General features: G+C 70.8%; 22 protein-coding genes. 10 read left to right on the top strand and 12 right to left on the bottom strand.

What is annotated here, in order from left to right:
• Positions 1 to 41: 41 nt before the first annotated feature.
• Positions 42 to 1,220: a glycosyl hydrolase family 28-related protein gene (locus tag R3E98_14465; protein ID MEZ4424609.1), complete on the bottom strand. Its 1,179-nt coding sequence runs from the start codon at positions 1,218 to 1,220 to the stop codon at positions 42 to 44.
• A gap of 63 nt (positions 1,221 to 1,283) precedes the next feature.
• Entirely contained in the window at positions 1,284 to 1,667 is a 384-nt protein-coding gene (locus tag R3E98_14460; protein MEZ4424608.1) for a helix-turn-helix domain-containing protein, read from the bottom strand.
• Between the two features lie 112 nt (positions 1,668 to 1,779).
• On the opposite strand from R3E98_14460, the gene R3E98_14455 reads away from it, so the two are divergent.
• Together R3E98_14455 and R3E98_14450 are read left to right on the top strand one after the other, a co-directional pair.
• A complete protein-coding gene (locus R3E98_14455) occupies positions 1,780 to 2,517 on the top strand; it encodes a type 1 glutamine amidotransferase domain-containing protein (GenBank protein ID MEZ4424607.1) in 738 nt (245 codons plus the stop codon).
• 77 nt (positions 2,518 to 2,594) lie between these two features.
• Positions 2,595 to 3,206: an NAD(P)-binding domain-containing protein gene (locus R3E98_14450; GenBank protein MEZ4424606.1), complete on the top strand. Its 612-nt coding sequence runs from the start codon at positions 2,595 to 2,597 to the stop codon at positions 3,204 to 3,206.
• 53 nt (positions 3,207 to 3,259) lie between these two features.
• Here the strand turns inward: R3E98_14450 and R3E98_14445 are convergent, their stop codons facing one another.
• The 6 genes from R3E98_14445 to R3E98_14420 all read right to left on the bottom strand — a co-directional run bounded on the left by R3E98_14445 (position 3,260) and on the right by R3E98_14420 (position 8,362).
• Entirely contained in the window at positions 3,260 to 3,868 is a 609-nt protein-coding gene (locus R3E98_14445) for an acyltransferase (GenBank protein MEZ4424605.1), read from the bottom strand.
• The gene (locus R3E98_14440) at positions 3,865 to 4,098 is read right to left on the bottom strand and encodes an acyl carrier protein (protein ID MEZ4424604.1); all 234 of its coding nucleotides are present in this window, start codon (positions 4,096 to 4,098) and stop codon (positions 3,865 to 3,867) included. The genes R3E98_14445 and R3E98_14440 overlap by 4 nt, the downstream gene beginning before the upstream one ends.
• Positions 4,095 to 5,912: an HAD-IIIC family phosphatase gene (locus tag R3E98_14435; GenBank protein MEZ4424603.1), complete on the bottom strand. Its 1,818-nt coding sequence runs from the start codon at positions 5,910 to 5,912 to the stop codon at positions 4,095 to 4,097. The genes R3E98_14440 and R3E98_14435 overlap by 4 nt, the downstream gene beginning before the upstream one ends.
• A 12-nt stretch (positions 5,913 to 5,924) precedes the next feature.
• Positions 5,925 to 6,842: a class I SAM-dependent methyltransferase gene (locus R3E98_14430; GenBank protein ID MEZ4424602.1), complete on the bottom strand. Its 918-nt coding sequence runs from the start codon at positions 6,840 to 6,842 to the stop codon at positions 5,925 to 5,927.
• A 16-nt stretch (positions 6,843 to 6,858) separates the two neighbouring features.
• Positions 6,859 to 7,272: a MaoC/PaaZ C-terminal domain-containing protein gene (locus tag R3E98_14425; protein ID MEZ4424601.1), complete on the bottom strand. Its 414-nt coding sequence runs from the start codon at positions 7,270 to 7,272 to the stop codon at positions 6,859 to 6,861.
• A gap of 259 nt (positions 7,273 to 7,531) precedes the next feature.
• Positions 7,532 to 8,362, bottom strand: coding sequence for a DUF2231 domain-containing protein (locus R3E98_14420; protein MEZ4424600.1), 831 nt, complete (start codon positions 8,360 to 8,362; stop codon positions 7,532 to 7,534).
• Between the two features lie 249 nt (positions 8,363 to 8,611).
• On the opposite strand from R3E98_14420, the gene R3E98_14415 reads away from it, so the two are divergent.
• From R3E98_14415 to R3E98_14380, 8 genes are all read left to right on the top strand, one after another.
• Complete coding sequence (locus tag R3E98_14415) at positions 8,612 to 10,099, top strand: peptide MFS transporter (protein MEZ4424599.1); 1,488 nt, start codon at positions 8,612 to 8,614, stop codon at positions 10,097 to 10,099.
• A 7-nt stretch (positions 10,100 to 10,106) separates the two neighbouring features.
• Positions 10,107 to 10,565, top strand: coding sequence for a hypothetical protein (locus R3E98_14410; protein ID MEZ4424598.1), 459 nt, complete (start codon positions 10,107 to 10,109; stop codon positions 10,563 to 10,565).
• A gap of 19 nt (positions 10,566 to 10,584) precedes the next feature.
• Positions 10,585 to 10,992: a DUF2177 family protein gene (locus R3E98_14405; GenBank protein MEZ4424597.1), complete on the top strand. Its 408-nt coding sequence runs from the start codon at positions 10,585 to 10,587 to the stop codon at positions 10,990 to 10,992.
• Between the two features lie 7 nt (positions 10,993 to 10,999).
• Positions 11,000 to 12,298, top strand: coding sequence for an APC family permease (locus R3E98_14400; protein MEZ4424596.1), 1,299 nt, complete (start codon positions 11,000 to 11,002; stop codon positions 12,296 to 12,298).
• Between the two features lie 118 nt (positions 12,299 to 12,416).
• Positions 12,417 to 13,124, top strand: a complete 708-nt coding sequence (locus R3E98_14395; GenBank protein MEZ4424595.1) for a hypothetical protein — start codon at positions 12,417 to 12,419, stop codon at positions 13,122 to 13,124.
• Between the two features lie 123 nt (positions 13,125 to 13,247).
• Complete coding sequence (locus R3E98_14390; GenBank protein MEZ4424594.1) at positions 13,248 to 15,068, top strand: ABC transporter ATP-binding protein; 1,821 nt, start codon at positions 13,248 to 13,250, stop codon at positions 15,066 to 15,068.
• 119 nt (positions 15,069 to 15,187) lie between these two features.
• Positions 15,188 to 15,367 carry a hypothetical protein gene (locus R3E98_14385; protein MEZ4424593.1) on the top strand — a complete coding sequence of 60 codons (180 nt, stop codon included), beginning with the start codon at positions 15,188 to 15,190 and terminating at the stop codon, positions 15,365 to 15,367.
• Positions 15,358 to 16,578: a hypothetical protein gene (locus tag R3E98_14380; protein MEZ4424592.1), complete on the top strand. Its 1,221-nt coding sequence runs from the start codon at positions 15,358 to 15,360 to the stop codon at positions 16,576 to 16,578. The genes R3E98_14385 and R3E98_14380 overlap by 10 nt, the downstream gene beginning before the upstream one ends.
• Here the strand turns inward: R3E98_14380 and R3E98_14375 are convergent.
• From R3E98_14375 to R3E98_14360, 4 genes are all read right to left on the bottom strand, one after another.
• Positions 16,544 to 17,260: a YciI family protein gene (locus R3E98_14375; protein MEZ4424591.1), complete on the bottom strand. Its 717-nt coding sequence runs from the start codon at positions 17,258 to 17,260 to the stop codon at positions 16,544 to 16,546. The genes R3E98_14380 and R3E98_14375 overlap by 35 nt on opposite strands.
• The gene (locus tag R3E98_14370) at positions 17,257 to 17,820 is read right to left on the bottom strand and encodes an RNA polymerase sigma factor (GenBank protein MEZ4424590.1); all 564 of its coding nucleotides are present in this window, start codon (positions 17,818 to 17,820) and stop codon (positions 17,257 to 17,259) included. The genes R3E98_14375 and R3E98_14370 overlap by 4 nt, the downstream gene beginning before the upstream one ends.
• Positions 17,817 to 18,464, bottom strand: coding sequence for a hypothetical protein (locus R3E98_14365; protein MEZ4424589.1), 648 nt, complete (start codon positions 18,462 to 18,464; stop codon positions 17,817 to 17,819). Before R3E98_14365 ends, R3E98_14370 begins: the two co-directional genes overlap by 4 nt.
• Before the next feature lie 158 nt (positions 18,465 to 18,622).
• A complete protein-coding gene (locus tag R3E98_14360; protein ID MEZ4424588.1) occupies positions 18,623 to 19,972 on the bottom strand; it encodes a RagB/SusD family nutrient uptake outer membrane protein in 1,350 nt (449 codons plus the stop codon).
• Positions 19,973 to 19,984: the final 12 nt, after the last annotated feature.

Below are 19,984 nucleotides of genomic sequence, written 5' to 3'. Positions count from 1 at the left end.
CTCTCCATCGGCTCGGCCACGCGGAGACGCCTCCCCATTCCTCAGGGCGTCTGCGACACTCCCCGGGCGGTGCGGTCGATCCGCACCGATTCCTCACGCGCCCCCTGCACCTGGTTCCCCCGCAGGCGGACGTCGTCCGCCTGCCGGACCACGATCCCCACCGGCATGCGGGCACGCCCCGCCCGACGGTCGAGGATGCGGTTGCCGATCACGTCGACGCGGCGCGAGCGCGGACGCGGCGCCGAGGAGCCGCTCACGACGATCCCGGCCAGCGCATCGGAACGCGCGTCGGCCCCCACGGGATCGATCACCTCGTTCCGGGCCAGAACGGCGTCTTCGACGCCGACCACACCCAGCCCGATCGTGACGGACTCGAGCACCCGATTGCGCTCGATCCTCAAGTCGAGGACCCGTGCACCCGGCTCGTTCACTTCGGCCCAGATGCCCCGGACACAGCGCTCGAAGAGGCAGTCCCGGACCGTCGCGCCCGTGCACGTCACCATGGGGGAGCGCGAGTTGAACGTCACGCCCTGTCCCTCCACCCCACCCAGCCCGTCGTCGATGGCGCGGAAGGTGGAGCGTTCGATCACCACGTTGCGCCACCCGCGTTCGCCGCGAGGACCGGTGTAGCCATCCTGCCCGGCCGGGGGCGCGTGCACCTGGACGCCGTCGTTGCGCAGGCGCTCGAAGTGACAGTCGACGATCTCCACGTCGCGGCAGGCGTAGAGCTTGAGACCCTCCTCGATCCCGTCGACGAAGCGACAGGCGTCGAAGCGCAGCCCGTCGGCCCGGGCCAGGAAGAACGCGGAGACCGTGTCGCCCGGCCGCGCGGCCGCGGCCGAGAGCTCGAAGGCCAGGGCGCGGACGGTCAGCCCGTCGGACGCCCCGTCGGAGCGCGCATCGAAGAACAGGTGCTCGGTGTTGGTGCCACCGAAGCGACCCGTCGGGGCTTTGCGGAGCAGCGCATCCGCATCTCCGGCGAGGGTCAGGCCCGCGTGGCCATGCCGACCCAGGTCGACGGCGTCGATCAGGTAGGCCGCCGGACCCGGGAACCAGAGAGTGTCTCCTTCCGCCGCCGCGCCCAGCGCGCGGATCACGGCAGCGGTGTCGTCGACCGCCCCGTCGCCGCGCGCGCCGAAGTCCCGGACGTCGATCACGCCGGCGCGCGACCTGCGCATCCGCAGACCCGGCAGCACCAGCGGTGCCGCGAGCAGGCGCACGGCGGCCCTCCGTCTCATCCGACGACCGATGGTTCGAGCTTCGCTGAGATCGATGGTCCCACGTCAGCCTCCGCTGTCCCTCTCCGCTTGCACACCGGGACCGGTCGCTGGATCCGTGCGCGCCGTCCGGTAGGCGTCCCCCCAGGCGCGCAGCGCCCGGATGGCCGGCAGCGCCGAGCGGCCCAGGTCGGTGATGGCGTAGTCCACGTGCGGAGGGATCACCGGATGCACCGTCCGCGTGACCAGACCGTCCCGCTCGAGCTCCCGGAGCTGACGCGCCAGCATGCGGTCGGTGACCCGCTTCAGACTCCGGCGCAGTTCATTGAAGCGCCAGGTGCGGTCCTGCAGCCGCCACAGGATGGGCATCTTCCACTTCCCCCCCACCACGTGCAGGGCCAACTCCACGGGGTTGTTGAAGCTGGACCCGTCGTGCTCGAACCCGGGCATGGGCCACTCCACTATCCTGGATGACAGTACCTGTCCTGGATGTAGATACTGCCGATCCTGACGGAGGGCCGCTAGCGTGGAGTTCCACGCGATCCCGCTCTGGAGGCGACCCATGTCCGACCGGTCCCACGGCTCTCCCGGCCGCCGCATCCTCATGGTGGCGGCGAATCCCGCCACGTCCCCCACCACGGGGTGGCCCGTGGGCTTCTGGTGGGCCGAGCTCGTCCATCCCTGGTGGACCTTCCACGAGGCAGGCTACTCCATCGAGATCCGCAGCCCCGACGGTGGGGCCCTCGCAGCGGACGCCTTCAGCGACCCCGAACACGAGAGCGGCTATGCGGCCGACGATCTGCTGAGCCTGGGCTTCAAGCGGTCCGAGCGGCATACCGCCCTCCTGGCGGATACCGCCTCCATCCACGACGTCGACGTCGATGCCTTCGACGCGCTGTTCCTCGTGGGCGGCCAATCGCCGATGGTGACCTTCCGGGGAAACGAGGACGTCGCCGGTCTCGTGGTGCGCTTCTTCGAAGCCGCCAAGCCCACGGCGCTGGTCTGTCACGCCACCTGCGTGCTGTTGGACGCGCGCCTGACGTCGGGAGACCTGCTGGTGCGGGGACGGTCCTGGACGGGATTCGCCAACGGCGAGGAGGAGGTCGCCGACCACGCCGTAGGCCGTCGCCTCCAACCCTTCTGGATCGAGACGGAGGCGCGGGCGCTGTCGGACACGAACTTCATCGTAGACCAGCCCTTCCGTCCGTTCGCCGTACGGGACGGATGGCTGATCACCGGCCAGCAGCAGAACTCGGGGAGCGCCGCCGCTCGACTGGTGATCGAAGCCCTGGGCCGCTGAGTCCCCCCCGCCGATCGGCGTGCGCGTGCGCGACGCCGACCGGTCCCTCGCCACCACCCTCGACCTGGAGAACCATCATGCACGTCACCTTGCTCGGGGCCGGCTCCGTCGGGTCGGCCATGGGCCGCCGCCTCGCGGCCGTGGGCGTCCCGGTCCGCTACGGCCTGCGCGACATCCCTTCGCCGGCCGACCTTCCCGGCCCCGCCTCGGACCCTCGCAGCGCCGCTGCCGGGGCGGATCTGGTCCTCGTGGCGGTGCCGGCCGACGCGGCCGTGGAGGCCCTCTCGGCCGCCGCCCCGGCCGCCGGGACCGTCGTGGTCGACCTGACGAATCCGCTCCGGTGGGACCAGGGCCCGGTCTGGGCGCCACCCGCAGGCGGCTCGGTCGCGGCCCGCCTGGCCGAGGCGTTTCCCCACCTGCGCGTGCTCAAGGGGTTCAACCACTTCGGGGCGGAGATCCAGGCCGACCCCGCGTTCGAACCGGCGCGGCCGCTGGCGCTCTTCGCGGGGGACGACGCCGAGGCCAAGCAGGTGGCGCTGGGTCTGGCCGAGCGCATGGGATTCGAGGCCCTGGACGCCGGTCCCCTGCGCAACGCGGCCCTGCTGGAGGCGCTGGCGGTGACCTGGATCCACCTGGCCACCGTGGGCGGCGCCGGGCGGGAGATCGCCTTCCAGCTTCTGCGGCGCTGACGAGGTCCCGGCTCCGGGCTGCAGCGGCGAACGCCGGGCTTCCCCCCGACCCGCTAGCGCTCCGGCGCGGGCGGAGCGGCCTTGCGCTGCGCCAGCAACAGCTCGCGCATGACCTGCGGATAGGGACGCGCCGGCACGCCGATCACCCAACCCCCTTCCGGCACGTCCATCACGACGTTCGAGTTCGCGGCGATCACCGCGTTGTCCCCGACGGTGATGCCGGCCTTGAGAAAGGTGGCCGCGCCCACGAACACGTTGACACCGATGACGATCGGCTTGGTGCGGTGTCCCGAGTTCCCGAGCGGGTCGCGGTCCACGATGGAATGCTCCTGGGCCAGGATCACCGCGTTGGGCCCCACCCCGGAGTTGGCGCCGATGGACAGGCCGCCCAACGCGTCCAGGAGGACGTTGCGCCCGAAGGAGACGCCTTTTCCGAGCTCGAGGTTGTAGGCGTTGGCGAACGTGCAGCCCCGGCTGATCCAGCAGAAGCCATCGATGCGCTTCGCGCACGCCTTGAGGAAGAAGTAGCGCAGGTAGACGCCACTGAACCCGGGGAGGCTCCGGACCATCCACCAGAGGTACTCCTCGGCGACACGGACGAAGAGCTGCTTGAGCGAGAGGCTCCGCAGCGTCCGTCCGACGTCGAGACCGGCCGCCTTCACCTGGCCGCGACCAGCTCGCCTACCTTGTCGTAGATCTTGCCGACGTCGAGCATCGAGACGATGTCGTCGTCGGAGAACTGCACGCCCAGCTCCTCCTCCAGCGCGAGGATCAGGTTCATGTGCTGGAGCGAATCCCAGGCCTCCACGGTCTCCGGCCCCGTGCTCTCGGTGATCTCCTCCTCGGGGATCCCGAGCACGCTGCTGACGACTCGCCGAACGGTCTCCTTCATCCGCGTCTCTCTCCGTGTTCGGTTCCGACCCGGTCCGCGACCGGGACGTCGGTGTGTACCGCCTTGAACTGCCCGAACGCGCGGGGCTCCCAGCCGTCCAGCCGGAACACCCACCGTTCGACCTCTCCGTCCCTCTCCTCGGGTTGGAAGTCCCGCTCCGGGAAGAAGCGGGCCACCATCCGGTTCTTGGGCGTCGGGCGGTACTCGCCGACCACCTCCGACGCGCCCCGCACCCGGGCCAGGGCCAGGCACTGCTCCAGGAACAGGTCCTCCACGTTGCGACCGAGCACCCGGCAGGACATGAGAAGGCTGTCCAGCCGCGCCCGATCCCCTTCGTAGCGCAGGAGCGCCACACCCACCAGTCCCGTATCCCCGAACCGGTCCCGCAGCCGCAGGCTCAGCACGTCGGCGTCGGGCCCGCTCTGCGCGGCCTGGATGTCCGCCTCGGAGTATCGGATGGTGGTCAGGTTGAACTGGTTGGTCTTCTGCGTGAGCTGGGCCACCCGGGGCGTGGAGAGCGCGTCGGCGAACCGCACCTCCACCTCCATCTCCAGGGACGCGAGATACGCGGAAAGGTCCGTGATCTCGCTCTGCAGGCGTCGACGGCCGGCTTCGGCGCGATACATGGCATTCCGCTGCCGATCCTCGTCCGCCACGGTCAAGGTGTCGAAGAGCCCGCAGGCGGCGAGCCGATCCCGCTTGTGCACCGCTTCTGCGACGGGCAGGTGCAGCACCTCCACGTCGGGCACCATCTCCCGGACGAGGTTCACCTCGAACTCGGAGTCGTCCACGAAGACCATGTGGTCGAGCCCGATGTTCAGCTCGGCGGCGAGCTCACGCAGATTCGAGGCCTTGTCCTGCCAGTTGATGCGCCAGGCGGCGACATCGTCCCGACGCAACACCATGTCGGGATGCCGATCGAAGACCTCCCACACGTCCTCTTCGTTGTTCTTGCTGCACAGCGCGACGATGATGCCCCGCCGCGCCAGGCTCACGATCTCGCGCTGGAACTCCTGGTACGGGGATCCGGGGTGGACGGATCCGAGCTTGATCCCGGCCAGGCCGTCTTCTCCGATGATCCCGCCCCACAGCGTGTTGTCGCAATCGAGGACCAGACACTTCTTGTTCCGGCCGCGCAGCGCCCGGACGTACTTCATGTCCTCGAGCGCGATCTCCTTCAGCGCTTCCCGCGTGTACGGCGCCCGTCCGATGTGCCAGTACCGGGCGTCGTAGAAGGCCTTCCCGCCGATGCGGCCGCGGCAAAGGTCCAGATCCACGAAGTACGCGTTGGCATGCTCCGCCAGGGCGTCGCGGACGGCGAGGTTGAGACGGGCCACCGTGGCGACCTGGCCCTCCGCCTGATGTGCATCCACGATGCCGTACGCGGGGTGGAGCGGGGTCTCGAAGCCGTGCCACAGGATCAGCGCGCGGGTCTGCCGCCGGATCCCGGCCAGCACCGCACGGACCTGGTCTTCGATGCGGCCGCGCTCGGCGGCCACCTCTTCGCTGCCGAGACCGGTGAAGCCGGAGGCCAGCGCGGGGGAGATCCCTTCCAGGCGCAGGTGGACCAGGACGCACCCGGTGTCCGCCCCGAGCAGATGGGGAGCGCCGCCCACCGCCTCCTGGACGATGTTGTCGAACTCCCCGAACGAGACGTCCACCCGCAGACCGGCCTCCGCGCCCAACCACTGCAGGTAGGGCTCGATCGGCTCGGTCACGACGTTGCGGAGCACGGTGACCGGAAAGGCCACCAGCCCGGAACGGTCGCGGGACTTGAGATCCTGTTGGATCTCGGCGTAGGACTTCTCGAGCATGAGGACGATGCGTCAGGAGACGATGAAGGCCGCGACCTTGGGGACGATCTCCTCGGGCGGCGCCTCGTAGCCCTTCTCCTCGACGTACTCGTGCACGGTGAAGCCCGCCTTCTCCAACTGGGCGATGACCTCTTCCGGCTCCCAGTACAGGTAGATGTGGTCGGCGTTGGGCGCGGTCAGCGCGGCGGTGACGAAGCCGGTTCCTCCCTCGCGGAGCATCAACCGCAGGTGGTCCAGGAACGTCTGCGGATCCGAGAGGTGCTCCAGCACCTCGATGCACTGCACCACGGGCAGCGGCTCGAGGCCGGCCCCGATGATGTTGGTGTCGCTGGACGTGAACTGGTCGCCGAAGCCCCAGCCGCGCACCTGGTCGAGCGTGAATTCGCGCGAATACGGGCTGATGTCGATCCCCGTGCCGTGCCAGGCGGGGTCGTGGCGCGGGATCTGGACCGTGAAGAAGCCCGTGCCCGTGCCCACCTCGTAGAAGCGCTTGTCCTCCTGCGCGTCCAGAAGGGGGAGGAACTTCTCCTTGTAGAACTGGAACTGCCGGTAGTGGTGCCGCCACAGGAAGTGCGACACCAGGATGCCCGGCAGATACAGGTTCATCATGTAGTCGCGGTTCATGTAGACCCGCTCCTTGGCCTCGTCGTACGTCTGCGGCTCGTACTCCCGCTTCTGCTTGAAGAGCCGCTCGAGGCGCATGAAGTCGATGGCGAACTTCGTGTAGCCCTTCACGGCGTACACGTAGCGCTCCTCGTCCAGCCCGAAGAGGTTGCGGAGGTGGAGATCGAACTCCTCCCGCCAGGGCTGCCCGAACTCCTCCTCGACCGCGTCGAAGGTCTTCCGGAACATGAAGGCGTTCTTGTACAGCAGGCTCTTGAACAGCTCGAAGGCCTCCAGGCTCATCACCGCTCCTTGCTGATCGCTCACGTCGTCCGCTCCTCGCTTACTTGAAGACGCAGTTGGCTTTGCCCTTCACGCACACCGTACCGTCGCTCTTGACGATCCTCAGATCGAGGAGCACGGAGCGCAGGGGCCGGATCACGCGGGTCACCGTGGCCGTGTACGTCACGGTGTCCCCCTTGTAGACGGGCTCGTGGAAGTTCAGCTCCATGGACCCGATGACCGTCCGCTCGCCCGGCAGCTCCATGCCCAGGATGCGGCTGAACGGCGTCGAGAGCAGGAAGCCGTGCACCACCAGGTCCTCGAACCCCATGCCTGCCGAATGGGAGGCGTCGGTGTGGATGCCGGCGCTGTCCCTCGTGAACGCGATGAAGGTCTCCATCAGCGCCCGATCGAAGGTGCGCTGCTCCGTATAGTCGGCGCCCACCTCGACGTCGTCGATGCGTTCGATGGCCACGTCGGCCCTGCTCCTCGGGTTCGGGGTCCGCCAGGACGGGGGAGTGGGTCCGCCAGCCAGGGGAAGCTCGCCCTGACATGCGGAGGCGTCCACGCCTTCCGGCCACGGGGGTGTTGCGGTTCTCCGACAGGATGAGGGGCGGGGACCGCGCCGCACCACCACCAATGGCGTCCGCAGGCCCCCGGACCCGGCCACCCGGCGTCCGCGCCGTTCGCAGAAGCAGGGCCCGTGCCCGCTCGGGCCGGGCCCGGCGTGACCCCTAGGCTCCGAGTGCCTCCAGGCGCCGCTGGAGCTGGGCACTGGTCGGGAATTCCTCCAGGAGTCCCTGCAGCAGCGCCCGCGCCCCCGCCGTGTCTCCCTGCGCCACCAGCGCGTCGGCGCGCACGTACGCGGCCCGCAGGCGGAGCGGGCCTTCCCGGGTGCCGGGGATGCGGTCCAGCAGGGCCAGGGCGGCCGCCGGGTCTTCCCGGTCGGTGAGCAGGGACTGGGCGTGGAGGATCTGCACCTCCCCGTCCTCCGGCCAGCGGTCCGCCATCACGGCGATGAGCTCGGCGGCCGCCGTCCCGCGGCCCTGCTCGCGATCCACCATGGCCTGGTGATAGAGACCGGCCCGGAGCAGGCGGCCCACGTCCTCGGTGTCGCCGGTGCGCGTGCCCACGCCTCCGGCGTACGAGTAGACCAGCTCGCCTCCGTGCTCTCCGGTCTCGTACAGGAAGAACAGCCCCACCAGGCCCACCGCCGCCGAGGCCAGCAGGAGGCCCCGGCTCTCGCGGCGCTTCCTCAGCGCGAGCGCCAGGAGCTCCAGACCGGCCACGGCCAGGAAGATCGTGCGGGTGCGCTCGCCCAGCTCTTCGTGCTCGACGACCGCCGGACGGGCGCCGGGGATGCGCTCGGCCGGTCCGTGGGCGTCGGCTCCCGACTTGACGGCCACCACGGCGGCCCCGGTCCCGGCCAGGATGAGGAGCAGCGCCGCCGTGCCGGTGAACCGCCAGCGGCCGAACAGGGACGCCACACGAAGCAGCACGCCGGCGTACAGGAGTCCGATGACGAAGTGGACGACGATGGGGTGGATCGCTCCGAGATCGGGCATGGCGGTGGGGCTCCGGCGTGGGGGTCCAGCGGTCGCAGGAGTCTGCCGTCCGGGCCTCGGTGCGTCCAGTGTAACGGAGGTCACCGGTGGGGCGGCCTCGCGCGCCGCACCACCCGAGCCGACCGGGCCGGCTGGAAAACCGACCGCCCCCGCCCTACTCTGCTGCGACGTTGCCCTGTCCGGAGTGGGCCGACGGCGGAGCGCCCCCTCCGCGCGGAGCACCGCGGACGACCCGGGACGGAGATCCCCATGACGCAGACACATCCGGTCCCGACGGACGTCGAGGCCCAGTTCTTCGGACACCCTCGGGGCTTGGCCACGCTCTTCTTCACCGAGATGTGGGAGCGCTTCTCCTACTACGGGCTGCGTGGCTTGCTGGTCCTGTTCCTGACCGCCGCGGTGGCGGACGGCGGCATGGCCATGTCCGACAGCACCGCCGGCGCCATCCTGGGACTCTACACCGCGTCCGTGTACCTGCTGGCCCTGCCGGGCGGCTGGATCGCGGACCGCCTGCTCGGGCAGCGCTCGGCCGTCTTCTGGGGCGGTGTCGTCATCGCGGCGGGCCACTTCACGATGGCCATGGGGAGCGCCACCCTCTTCTTCGTGGGGCTCTGCCTCGTGGCCCTCGGCACCGGGCTGCTCAAGCCCAACGTCAGCGCCATGGTCGGCGACCTGTACGCCGATCGCGGCGCCCGACGCGACGCGGGCTTCTCGATCTTCTACATGGGGATCAACCTGGGTGCCTTCCTGGGCCCCATCATCTGCGGCTACCTGGGCGAGAGCATCAACTGGCACCTGGGCTTCGGCGCCGCCGGCGTCGGGATGATCATCGGGCTGATCCAGTACCGCTTCGGCGATCGCTACCTGGGCACGGCGGGTCTACCGGACACCGGCGACGCCGGCGCCCGCTCCAGGGCCGCGCGCGGGCTGATCCTGGGGACGGCGCTGTGTGTCGTGGTCGCCGGGTTGCTCTGGCTGCTGGACACGAACGGGACGCTCTCGCTCAGCATCGAGGCGATCGCAGGAGGCACCGGGGTGACGATCGTGTCGATCGCGGTCCTCTACTTCGCCTACCTGATGGCCATGGGCGGCCTCGATGCCGACGAGAAGAAGCGCGTCACCTACATCTTCATCCTGTTCGTGGGCGCAGCCATGTTCTGGGCCGGGTTCGAGCAGGCGGCCTCGACGCTCAATCTCTTCGCGGAGCGTCTGACGGACCGCACCTTCGGCTCCTGGGAGATGCCCACCAGCTGGCTGCAGTCCGTGAACTCGCTGTTCATCATCCTGCTCGCACCGGTCGTCGGGTCCCTGTGGGTGGCGCTCGACCGGCGCAATCCCTCCATCCCCGTGAAGTTCGGCGCGGGCCTGGCGCTGCTGGGCGTCGGGTTCTTCGTCCTGGCCTGGGGGGCGAGCTTCGCCACGCCCGACAACCCGGTGAGCCCCATGTGGCTCGTCGTGACCTACTTCTTCCACACCGTGGGCGAGCTGGCGCTGAGCCCGGTCGGGCTCTCCAGCGTCACCAAGCTGTCGCCGCATCGACTCGTAGGGCAGATGATGGGGGTGTGGTTCATGGGCACGTCACTCGGCAACCTGATCGCGGGGATGGCAGCCGGACAGCTCGAGGCCATGTCGCCTCCCGCGCTCTTCATGGCGGTGGGTGGCATCGCCTGCGGAGCCGGCCTCGTGTTCTTCCTCTTCAGCCGACCGATCCGGGCGCTGGGGCCCGACGTGCGTTGAGCCGCCCGTGGATCCGCTCTTCCGTAAGCTGAACCTGAAGGACCACGACCCGATCGTGGTCCTGGACGCACCCGCCAGCTTCGAGGCCCAGCTGGATGCGCTCCGCGGCGTGCACGTGCTGCGCGCCTTCCCATCGGACGACCCGGTCGAGTTCGTGATCGCGTTCGCGACCCGACTGCGTCAGGTGGAGGCGCTCGCCGCCGCGCTCGCGGACGGCGTGCGCGGCGACGCGATCGTCTGGGTCGCCTGGCCCAAGAAGACGTCGCGCCGCTTCACGTGCGAGTTCGACCGCGACACCGGCTTCAGCGCCCTCGGCACCGCGGGATTCGAAGGCGTGCGGGCAGTCGCCATCGACGAGGACTGGAGCGCGCTCCGCTTCCGCCGCACGAGCTTCATCGCCCGTCTGACGCGCGATCCCTCGCGGGCCCTGAGCGACGAGGGTCGGAAGCGGACCGGCGGCCAATGAGCGCCGCGCGGCACCCCTCGTGACCGCGGGGAGACTGGTCGCCGTCTACGGCGCCATGCTGGTGGCGTTCCTGGCGCTCGACCTGCTCTGGTTGGGGGTGGTCGCGCGCGACCTGTACCGGCGTCACCTGGGCAGCCTCATGCGCGCCGACGTCCACTGGGGCGCCGCCCTCGCCTTCTACCTGATCTACCTCACCGGTGTGCTCGTCCTCGCCGTCCTGCCGGCGGTGGAGGCCGGAACGTGGACCCGGGCGCTGGGGCTGGGGGCCCTGTTGGGTCTGGTCGCGTACGCGGCCTGGGACCTCACCAACCTGGCGGTGCTGGACCGCTTCCCCGCGGCCATCGTGCCCGTGGACCTGGCCTGGGGCACGTTCCTCACGGCGGTCGTGGCGCTCGCAGGCTACGGCACCGCGCGTCTGCTCGGGTGAAGCGCGCGTGAGCCCGTCCTCCACCGGTCCCACCCCCACCGCCGAAGGCCTCGTGCGGGTGATCCGCAAGTGGGACCTGGTGGGGATCGCCATCAACACCGTCATCGGCGCAGGCATCTTCGGCCTGCCGGCCGTGGCGTACGCCCGCACCGGGGTCTACAGCCTCGCCGCCTTCGCGGGGTGCGCGCTGCTGGTGCTGCTCATCGTGTTGTGCTTCGCCGAGGTGAGCAGCCGCTTCGGCGAGACCGGCGGTCCCTACCTCTACGCCCGCACGGCGTTCGGGCCCCTGGTGGGGTTCGAGGTGGGGTGGATGATGTGGATCGCGCGGGTGGCCTCGCTGGCGGCCAACTGCAACCTGTTCGCGTCGTACCTCACGTTCTTCCTGCCCGGCGCCGACACCGGCGTCTTCCGCGTCGCGGTGGTCGCGACGCTGGTGGGCGGGCTGACCGCGGTCAACCTGCGGGGCGTGCGGGGCACCGCGGTGGCCAGCAACGTGTTCACGGTGGCCAAGCTGGCTCCGCTCGCGCTGTTCGTGGTCGTGGGCCTCTTCTTCCTGGAGCCGACCCGCTACACGCCCGGGCCGGCGCCCACCCTGGACGCGTTCTCCGCCACGGTCCTGCTCCTGCTGTACGCCTTCGCCGGGTTCGAGACGATGGTGATCGCCGGGGGCGAGGCCCGCGACCCCGCCCGCGACCTGCCCCGGGCCCTGCTCCTGGCGATCGGCGTCGTGACCACGGTCTACGTGCTCGTCCAGGTGGTGGCGATCGGCACCCTGCCCGGGCTGGCGGACGCGAGCCGGCCGCTGACCGACGCCACAGCGCGCTTCCTGGGCCCGGTGGGCGCGGTGATCATCACGGCTGGCGCGCTCGTGTCGATCCTCGGCAATCTCAACGTGACGTTGATGATGGCGCCCCGACTCCTGTTCGCGAAGGCGCGCCGGGCCGAGCTGCCGCGCTGGCTGGCCTCCACCCATCCGCGCTTCCATACCCCGGACACCGCGCTGTACCTGTCTTCCGCCGTGGTCCTGCTGCTGGCCCTGTCGGGTTCGTTCGTGTATGCCGCCACCGTCAGCGTGATCGCCCGCCTGCTCTCCTACGCGTCCACCTGTGCCGCGCTCCCCGTCCTCCGGCGGCGCACGGACGTGGGCGCAGCCGGCTTCGTGGTGCCGGCGGGGGGCCTGGTCGCCGTGGCGTCGCTGGGGCTGGTCTTCTGGCTGGTCACAGCGGCGACCCGTGCGCAGCTGCTCGGTGCGGGCGTGGCGGCGGCCCTGGGCCTCCTGCTCTACGGGGCGTCGCGGCGCCGCTGAGGCCGCGTCCGGTCCGGCCAGCGGACGCACACTCCGGACCCGGCCGACCGGCGGATGGCTGCTTCCGCGGCCGGCGGGGTATCTTCCGGTCCAGGCCACCTTCACCGGAGATCGAGGCATGCATCCCACCCGCTCCTTCGCACCCTTCGCCGCAGCGCTGTTCCTGACGTTCGGCGCCGGCGCCCTCTCCGCCCAATCCGAGGAGGTCCGTCGTGTCGATGGCGGCGGGATCTCGGTGGACGGCTGGACCGGCCGGATCGACGCGTCCGAGGCGCAGCAGGGACAGACCCTGGAGAACGCGCGGCTCGCCCGCGACGGCGACGCACTCCATGTCACCACCGGACCCGCCGTCGCATACTGGAATCCGTCGAACACGGCGAACGGCAGCTACACGGTCAGCGCGACGTTCACCGAGCCGCAGTACATGAACCTGAACAACCATCCCCATCCCTACGGCGTTTTCGTGGGCGGCAACGCCATGGGCACCGACCGGCAGACCTACCTGTACTGCGCAGCCTACGGCAACGGCTCCTTCATCGTGCGCGGATTCGGGCCCGAGCCGTTCCAGATGAACGGTCGGCGCGCCCAGCCCCACGACGCCGTGCACAAGGCCTCCGGTGCCGGAGAGGCCGTGACGCAGCAGATCGCCATCTCCGTCACGAACGACCAGGTCAGCTGCAGCATCAACGGCACCACCGTGGCGACCTATCCCAAGGCAGACGTGCTGGGCGCGGGGAAGCTGTCGTCCACCGACGGCGTCTACGGCATCCGCTTCGGCCACAACACCGAGGCGACAGTGCGCGGCCTCTCCATGCGCGCCAACTGAGCTCGCTCCCGGCTGTGAGCGGTCACCGGCGCGAGCCGGTGACCGCCCGCCGCCCGCTCCGCATCCCACGTGCCTTCTCCGCGTAGTCCCGGCGGTCCCCGTCGGGGGCCGCGCGCCCGCCCGATCGACGAGCCGCTGCCCCCGCTGCGGGAACGCCTGCGTGCGCTCAAGCTCGTGCCGCCCTTCCTGCGGCTCGTGTGGGAGACGGAACCCCGATATGCCGCAGCCGTGGTCGTGCTGCGCATCCTGCAGGGCTTCGGACCGGTCACGCTGTTCTGGGTGTCGAAGCTCATCTTCGACGTCCTGCAGGAGGTGCTGGCGGGCCGCGCCTCCATCGCCGACGCCTGGCCCCGGCTCCTGGCCCTGATCGGGCTGGAACTCGGGGTGGCCCTGCTGCTCGAGGTGCTCCAGCGCGCCACCTCGCTCGTGGAGAGCCTCCTCGCGGACCTGTTCGGCAACCGGCTGTCCGTGCGCCTCATGCGACACGCGGCCGCGCTCGATCTGGAGCACTTCGAGGATCCCGATTTCTACGACCATCTCGAGCGCGCGCGCCGGCAGACCGTCGGGCGCATCGCGCTGCTGACGTTGCTCCTGGGGACCGCGCAGAGCCTGCTCACCATCGGGACGCTGCTCGGGGCGCTCCTGGGCTTCAGCCCCTGGCTGCTGGCGCTGCTGGGCGTCGCGGTGCTTCCCGCGTTTCTGGGTGAGACGCATTTCGCCGGTCTGGCGTATTCCCTGCTCTATCGCTGGACGCCCGAGCGGCGGCAGCTCGACTACCTCCGCTACGTGGCGTCGAGCGACGTGACGGCGAAGGAGGTCAAGCTGTTCGGGCTCGCCGATCACCTCGTGGAACGCTACGCCGAGCTCGCCGACCGCTTCTACGAGGCCAATCGCGCCCTCGCGCTCCGCCGCTCCGCGGTGGGCGCCGGGCTGGCCGCGGTGTCGACCGGCGCGTTCTACGGTGCCTTCGGCTTCCTGGCCTGGCGGACCCTGGTGGGAGCGATCAGCCTGGGCGACCTGACCTTCGCGGCCAACTCGTTCCGACGCACCCGCGATCTGATGGCCACCGTGTTGGGCAATGCCGCCAGCATCTACGAGCAGAGCCTGTTCCTGGGCGATCTCTTCACATTCCTCGACATGAAGCCGCGGGTGGTGGCGCGCAACGGCGGCCGTCCGGTCCCGGCCGTCATCCGCGAGGGCTTCCGGTTCGAAGGGGTGGGCTTCCGCTACCCGGACGCCGAGCGCTGGGCGCTGCGCGACGCCACCTTCACCCTCGGACCGGGCGAGCGCATCGCTCTCGTCGGCGAGAACGGCGCCGGCAAGACCACGCTGGTCAAGCTCCTCGCCCGTCTGTACGACCCGTCCGAAGGGCGGATCCTGCTCGACGGGATCGACCTGCGCGAGTACGACGTGGAATCGCTGCGCCGCGCCATCGGGGTCATCTTCCAGGACTACGTGCGCTACGACATGCCGGTCCGCGAGAACATCGCCGTGGGCGACATCGTGCGCATCGAGGATGCGGCGGGCATCGAGAGCGCCGCGTACAAGAGCCTGGCCGCACCGGTGATCGCACGCCTGGAGCGGGGCTACGAGCACATGCTGGGACGGCGGTTCGAGGGAGGAGCCAACCTCTCGGGCGGGGAGTGGCAGAAGGTGGCGCTGGCCCGCGCCTACCTGCGCGACGCGCAGGTGCTGATCCTGGACGAGCCCACCGCGGCCCTGGACGCGCGCGCGGAGTACGAGGTGTTCCGCCGCTTCGCCGAGCTGACCGAAGGACGCATGGCGGTGCTCATCAGCCACCGGTTCTCCACCGTGCGCATGGCGGACCGGATCCTCGTGCTCGAAGGTGGACGCATCGTGGAGGACGGGTCCCACGATGCCCTCGTGGCGGCCGGCGGACGCTATGCCGAGCTCTTCACGCTGCAGGCGGCCGGATACCGCTAGAGGCAGCGCGACACCGAGAGGCGCCCACGATCCGTAAACGGTCGGGCCGCCTCGTGACGTTCTTCGACGCTGGCGCCCGGCAGCGGAAGGCGCCGCATCCTCAGGACGGGGAACGGACGATGAACGAAGAGCGCGCACGAACGATCCGGCGTTGGGCCCTGGGGCTGACCGTGGCCGTCAACCTCGTCATCGCGGTGCCGGCGGCCGCGGCCCTGCGCACGTCCGTGTGTTGGGACCCCTGGGAGGGTGCGCTGCTGGGGTGCTGCGGCAACTGCATCGCCTTCTGCGGGTGCGACTGAGACGTCCCTGGTCGCGGTCGTCCCTGCTCGGACGCGGCGTCCTCTGCGCCGGCCTGGCGACCCTCGCCTGTCAGGCCGAAGCGGCCCACGACCTCGACCGCGCGCTCGGTCTGGACGGGGACCGGGTCCTCGCACACCCGCCGCCCTCGTCCGAGCTGGACTGGACGGACCTGCGCACGGGCTTCGCCGGCCGCGACACGCTTCTCCTCCAGCCCCGCTCCCTCTGCTTCCTCCGGGACCGGCTGCTCGTGGCGGACGGAGCCGGGCCGCGGATCGAGTGGTTCGATCTCGACGGCGAGCATCACCGCACCCTCGGCCGCGCGGGCGAGGCGCCCGGCGAGTTCCGGGGTCTGGGCTCCCTGCGCTGCCGCGAAGACGGCGCTGCGTTCATGGCCGTCGACGCGCCCCAGCATCGCATCCAGTGGTTCGACTCCGCCGGTCGCCACCTCCGCTCCATCCCCACGCCGCCGATCCCCGCCGGATTCCCCTACCAGGGCGAGTTCGCTCTCGCGCAGGACGGTCACTGGGTGGACTCCTGGCTGGCGGTACCGGTCGGGCCGGTCCTGGACCACGAGAGCGATTGGGAGGGCGTGGCGCTCGCCCGCATCTGGGACGGGGAGGGCACCCTCGTCTCCGAGGCGGGCCGCCCGGTGCCGTACGCCGATCCGACCCTGCGTCGGATCCTCAACCAGGTCAGCCCCGAGTTCGTGGGAGACACGCTCTGGCTCCTGACGCACGCGAGCGCCACCCTCGCCGCCTATGACCTGCAGGGGCAGCGGCTCGGCGATCCGGTCGCGCTCCCCCTCTACCATCGGGGCATCGACCCGGTGGTGATGGTGGAGTCCGTGCGTGGCGCCCCCGTGGTCGCTTCACGCGCAGCCTATCAGCCCAACCTGACGGGACTGGCCGCCCTGGAGGGCGGGCGCTTCGCGGTGCTGCGCTACCGCGATTGGCGGGACGTGCGACGGCACACCGAGCAGGGGGAGTCCAGGGACTTCTGGCCTCGTTCCTTCGTCGAGGTCGTGGATCGTAGCGGCCGCGTGCTGTCCAGCCATCCCCTGCCCGGCCGGGCCCGGGTCCTGGCGTCCGACCGCCGTCACCGTGTGGCGGTGATCGTCGAGCACGAGGACACCGAGGCACGCACGGTCCTGATGGCCGAGCTTCCACTCCTGGACGTCATTCCGCCCAGTCATCCATCCCGGGCACGGTGACGAATCCCCCCCCCACGCGGCGGACCGCGACCGTTCCGCCGTAGCGCACGTGCGGGCACGCGCGCGCCAGCGCCACAGCCTCTTCGTAGCTCTCCACCCGCACCGCGAACATCCCCACCGGGAAGCCGGGGTCGTCGAGCGTGCCCGGATCCAGCTCGCGTTGCACGCTCCGCGCATCGACGCGGGCACCGGGCTCCCAGCGCAGGTCACCGGCCGCGACCAGCACACCCGCACGCGCCAGCGCATCCGTCCACGCCCAGTACTCGCGCGCCCGCCGGCGGGTCTCGGCCGCGTCGACCGCGCCGGCGTCGGGCCAGCGGCCTTGCAGCAACAGCACGAAGCTGGGCTGCGGAGAGGCCGGCTGCCCCGCGGCGACGACGTCCGTCGGGACGCGCCCGCCCGACCAGCGCACCGTGATCGGCACTGCCAGCACGGCCGTGGCCGCCACCGCGCCGGCCACCCACCAGGGCGAGACCCGCACGGCGGGGCGCTGCTCGGGAGGGGAGCGCTCCGCCGTGGCCTCCGCCCAGCTCTGCACCGCCTCGAGCCCGGCGGCCGCCTGGCGGAGACGCGCCGCCAGCGCGGGCTCGGCCTCGAGCCGGGCGAGCAGCGCCGCACGCTCCTCGTCGGCGAGCCGGCCCTCGAGGAAGTCCAGCAGTCGTTGCTCGTCCGCTCCGCTCACCGCACCACCTCCAGATGTGCTGTGGGTCCCAACTCCTCGCCCAGGCGGACCAGGGCGCGGAACACCCGTGACGCCACGGTCCCCTGCGGGACACCCGTGCGGCGCGCGATCTCCGCGTAGGGCAGCTCCGCGAGGAAGCGCAGCCGGACCGCCTCGGCCTGCTCGGCAGGGAGGCGGTCGATGGCGGCACGCACCGCCGCGCGGGCGCGCTCCACGTCGACGCCGGCCCCGGGCTCCTGCTCCACCGCCAGGGCCCGACCCGCCGACGGGTGCGTGAGGGGCACCACCTCGCGTCGACGCCGACGGCGGAGGTGATCCCGACACAGATTGAGCGCCACCCGGTACAGCCAGGTGGCGAGCTCCGCGTCGCCGCGGAATCCGGGCAAGGCCACCTGCAACCGGAGGAGCGCCTCCTGGGCCACGTCCTCCGCCGCTTCGCGGTCTCCCAGGATCTGCTGCGCCACCCGCACCACCGCAGGACGGTGCTCCGCCACCAGGGTCGCCAGTGCCGTCGTATCGCCCTCCACGGCCCGCCGCACCAGGTCGGGCTCGGCGCTCACCGCCGCGGCACCACCATGTCGGCCGGATCGACGAACTCGTCCATCAGGATCACGACCGTCGACAGCGGGTGGTTCTCGTAGGGACCGACGAAGGGGAACTCGGGGCGGCGCAGGTCACCACCGATGGAGGCGTTGGTGGCCCAGGGCACGTACAGCATGAAGTGCGGCCGGAAGTTGCCCCCTTGCGGCCCGACGCGCTGTCCCTTGGACAGCATGTAGGCGTGCGCCGGGCCACTCGGAATGGGCAGGCTGCCCTCCTTCCAGGCCTGGTCCATGCGCGCGCTGACCTCCTCTCCGCCGAGCCCCTGCGCCTGCAGCTCCGCCTCCATGCGGAACGCGGGCAGCACGCTGGCAACCGCATCCGGATTCAAACAGTGGGGTGCGAGCTGGATGCGGTTGGTGGCATTGCGTACGACCAGGCAGGCCCAGCCGTTGCTTCCCGCGACGGCCTTCTCGAAGCCGCGCGCGCCCATCACCCAGAGCTCCGCCTCGCGGGAGATCGAAGGCGGTCCCGCGCTCAGGGCCAGCCGCAGCTCGTCGTCCCGGGAGAGCTCCGGATAGCCCGGTCCCTGGGCCAGGAGTGGCACGGCGCTCCCCACTGCGGCCACCAGGGCCGCGAGCGTCCCTGCACGTCGTGTCGTCATGCCGCGCATCGTCATCGTCGATCGTCTCCATCCCGGGTCCATGTGTGGCATCCGTGGATTGGACGATCGAAACCGCGCCTTTTTTCCGCGGGGGCAGACGAAGGCCCGGCGGGATCGCATCCCGCCGGGCCAGGGTCACCGAGGTGGGTCCGGGTGGATCAGGGCTGTTCCACCGTCGGCACCGGGAAGCAGGTCCAGTCCTCGTATTCACGCAACGGCGCGCCGGTGTCGGGATCGAGCAGCTGCCCGTCCGGATGGATGGACCCCGGCTCGCCGAGGAACGGGACATTGAACGCCGTTCCCCTCCACCGCAGGTGGTCGTGCAGGCGGTGCCCACCCTCCGAGAAGAACTCGCGCCGCCGCTCCTCGATGACCTGACGGATCATCGCCTCCTCCGTCGGTACGTCGGCGGCCTCCACCTCCGGCAGGCCCACCCGGTCGTGCAGGACGTTCAGGAGGGTGCGCGCCTGCTCCAGCTCGCCCGTGCGCGCGTACGCTTCCGCCATGAACAGCTGGGCTTCGCGCCACGATGCCATGACGGTCGGCGCCGCGAACGAATTGATCTTGTCGTGACGGTAGTGCCGGGTGAAGAAGTCGAAGCCCAGCGTGCCGTCCCACTCCACGTGGACCCGGGGGTCCGGTACACCCTTCCACTCCAGCGCCCGGTAGTTGGGGGCCACCGTGGCGTGCTTCTGCGAGTTGGGATCGCTCGCCAGACCGTTGATGGCCGCGTAGTGGCGATTCTGCCGGTCTCCCGGCGTCGCGTCCCGGGTGGCCACGAACGTGAAGCCCTCCGGGACCTGGGCGGCGTCCGCGAGCACGCCCGCGAAGTCCCCCTGCGTCAGACGCACGCGGGCACGGCCCACGAGTGCCAGATTGCGCAGGTCCGTCAGTCCGGCCTGCTCGGCCAGCTGGAGCGCCTCCGTGAGCTTGCCTTCCGCGAGCGCCGCCAGCGCCACGGGTGTGAGGGTCTGGTCTCCGCCGTCGATCGGTGAGCCGCAGAACCCTTCGCTCAACGCGATGATCGGCCACGCTCCGTAGGTGCGGATGCGGGCCAGCAGCGCGGTCTTGTCGGGCACGTCCGCATCGGCGAAGGCGGAGATGCGCGCGAAGTTGGTCTCGGCCTGGACCCGCGCCCCGTGGAGCGGCGTGAACAGGCCGTAGTTGGTTCCGCACCCACCCGTGGCCATCGCCTGGAAGGTGGGCGGCACGTCGCGGAGGCCCCAACGCGCCATGGTGGAGTTGCCCGAGCTCGCGATCCACTCGTCCGAGTGGTGCGCAGCCGCGGCCACGTAGTTGTCCCACGCGCACTCGACGTCCGCGACCACCGAGCTCGCGAGCGTCTGCGCGAGGCGTGGGTCTTCGAGGGACGCTTCGACGACCCGACCCGGAAGGTCCACTTCCAGGAGGTCGTCCAGGCTGCAGCCGCCGAACGCGGTCATGCCGCTCAGCGCCAGGGCCCACCCCAGGACACGGGGCGCCCGGCGTCCTGCACGTTGCGATCGCATACCGACTCCTCG

Source organism: Gemmatimonadota bacterium (assembly GCA_041390125.1).
Classification (GTDB): Bacteria; Gemmatimonadota; Gemmatimonadetes; order Longimicrobiales; family Gaopeijiaceae; genus JAGQIF01.
Note: the sequence above shows the minus strand (reverse complement) of the source record. Positions and strands in the feature narration are given on the sequence as shown.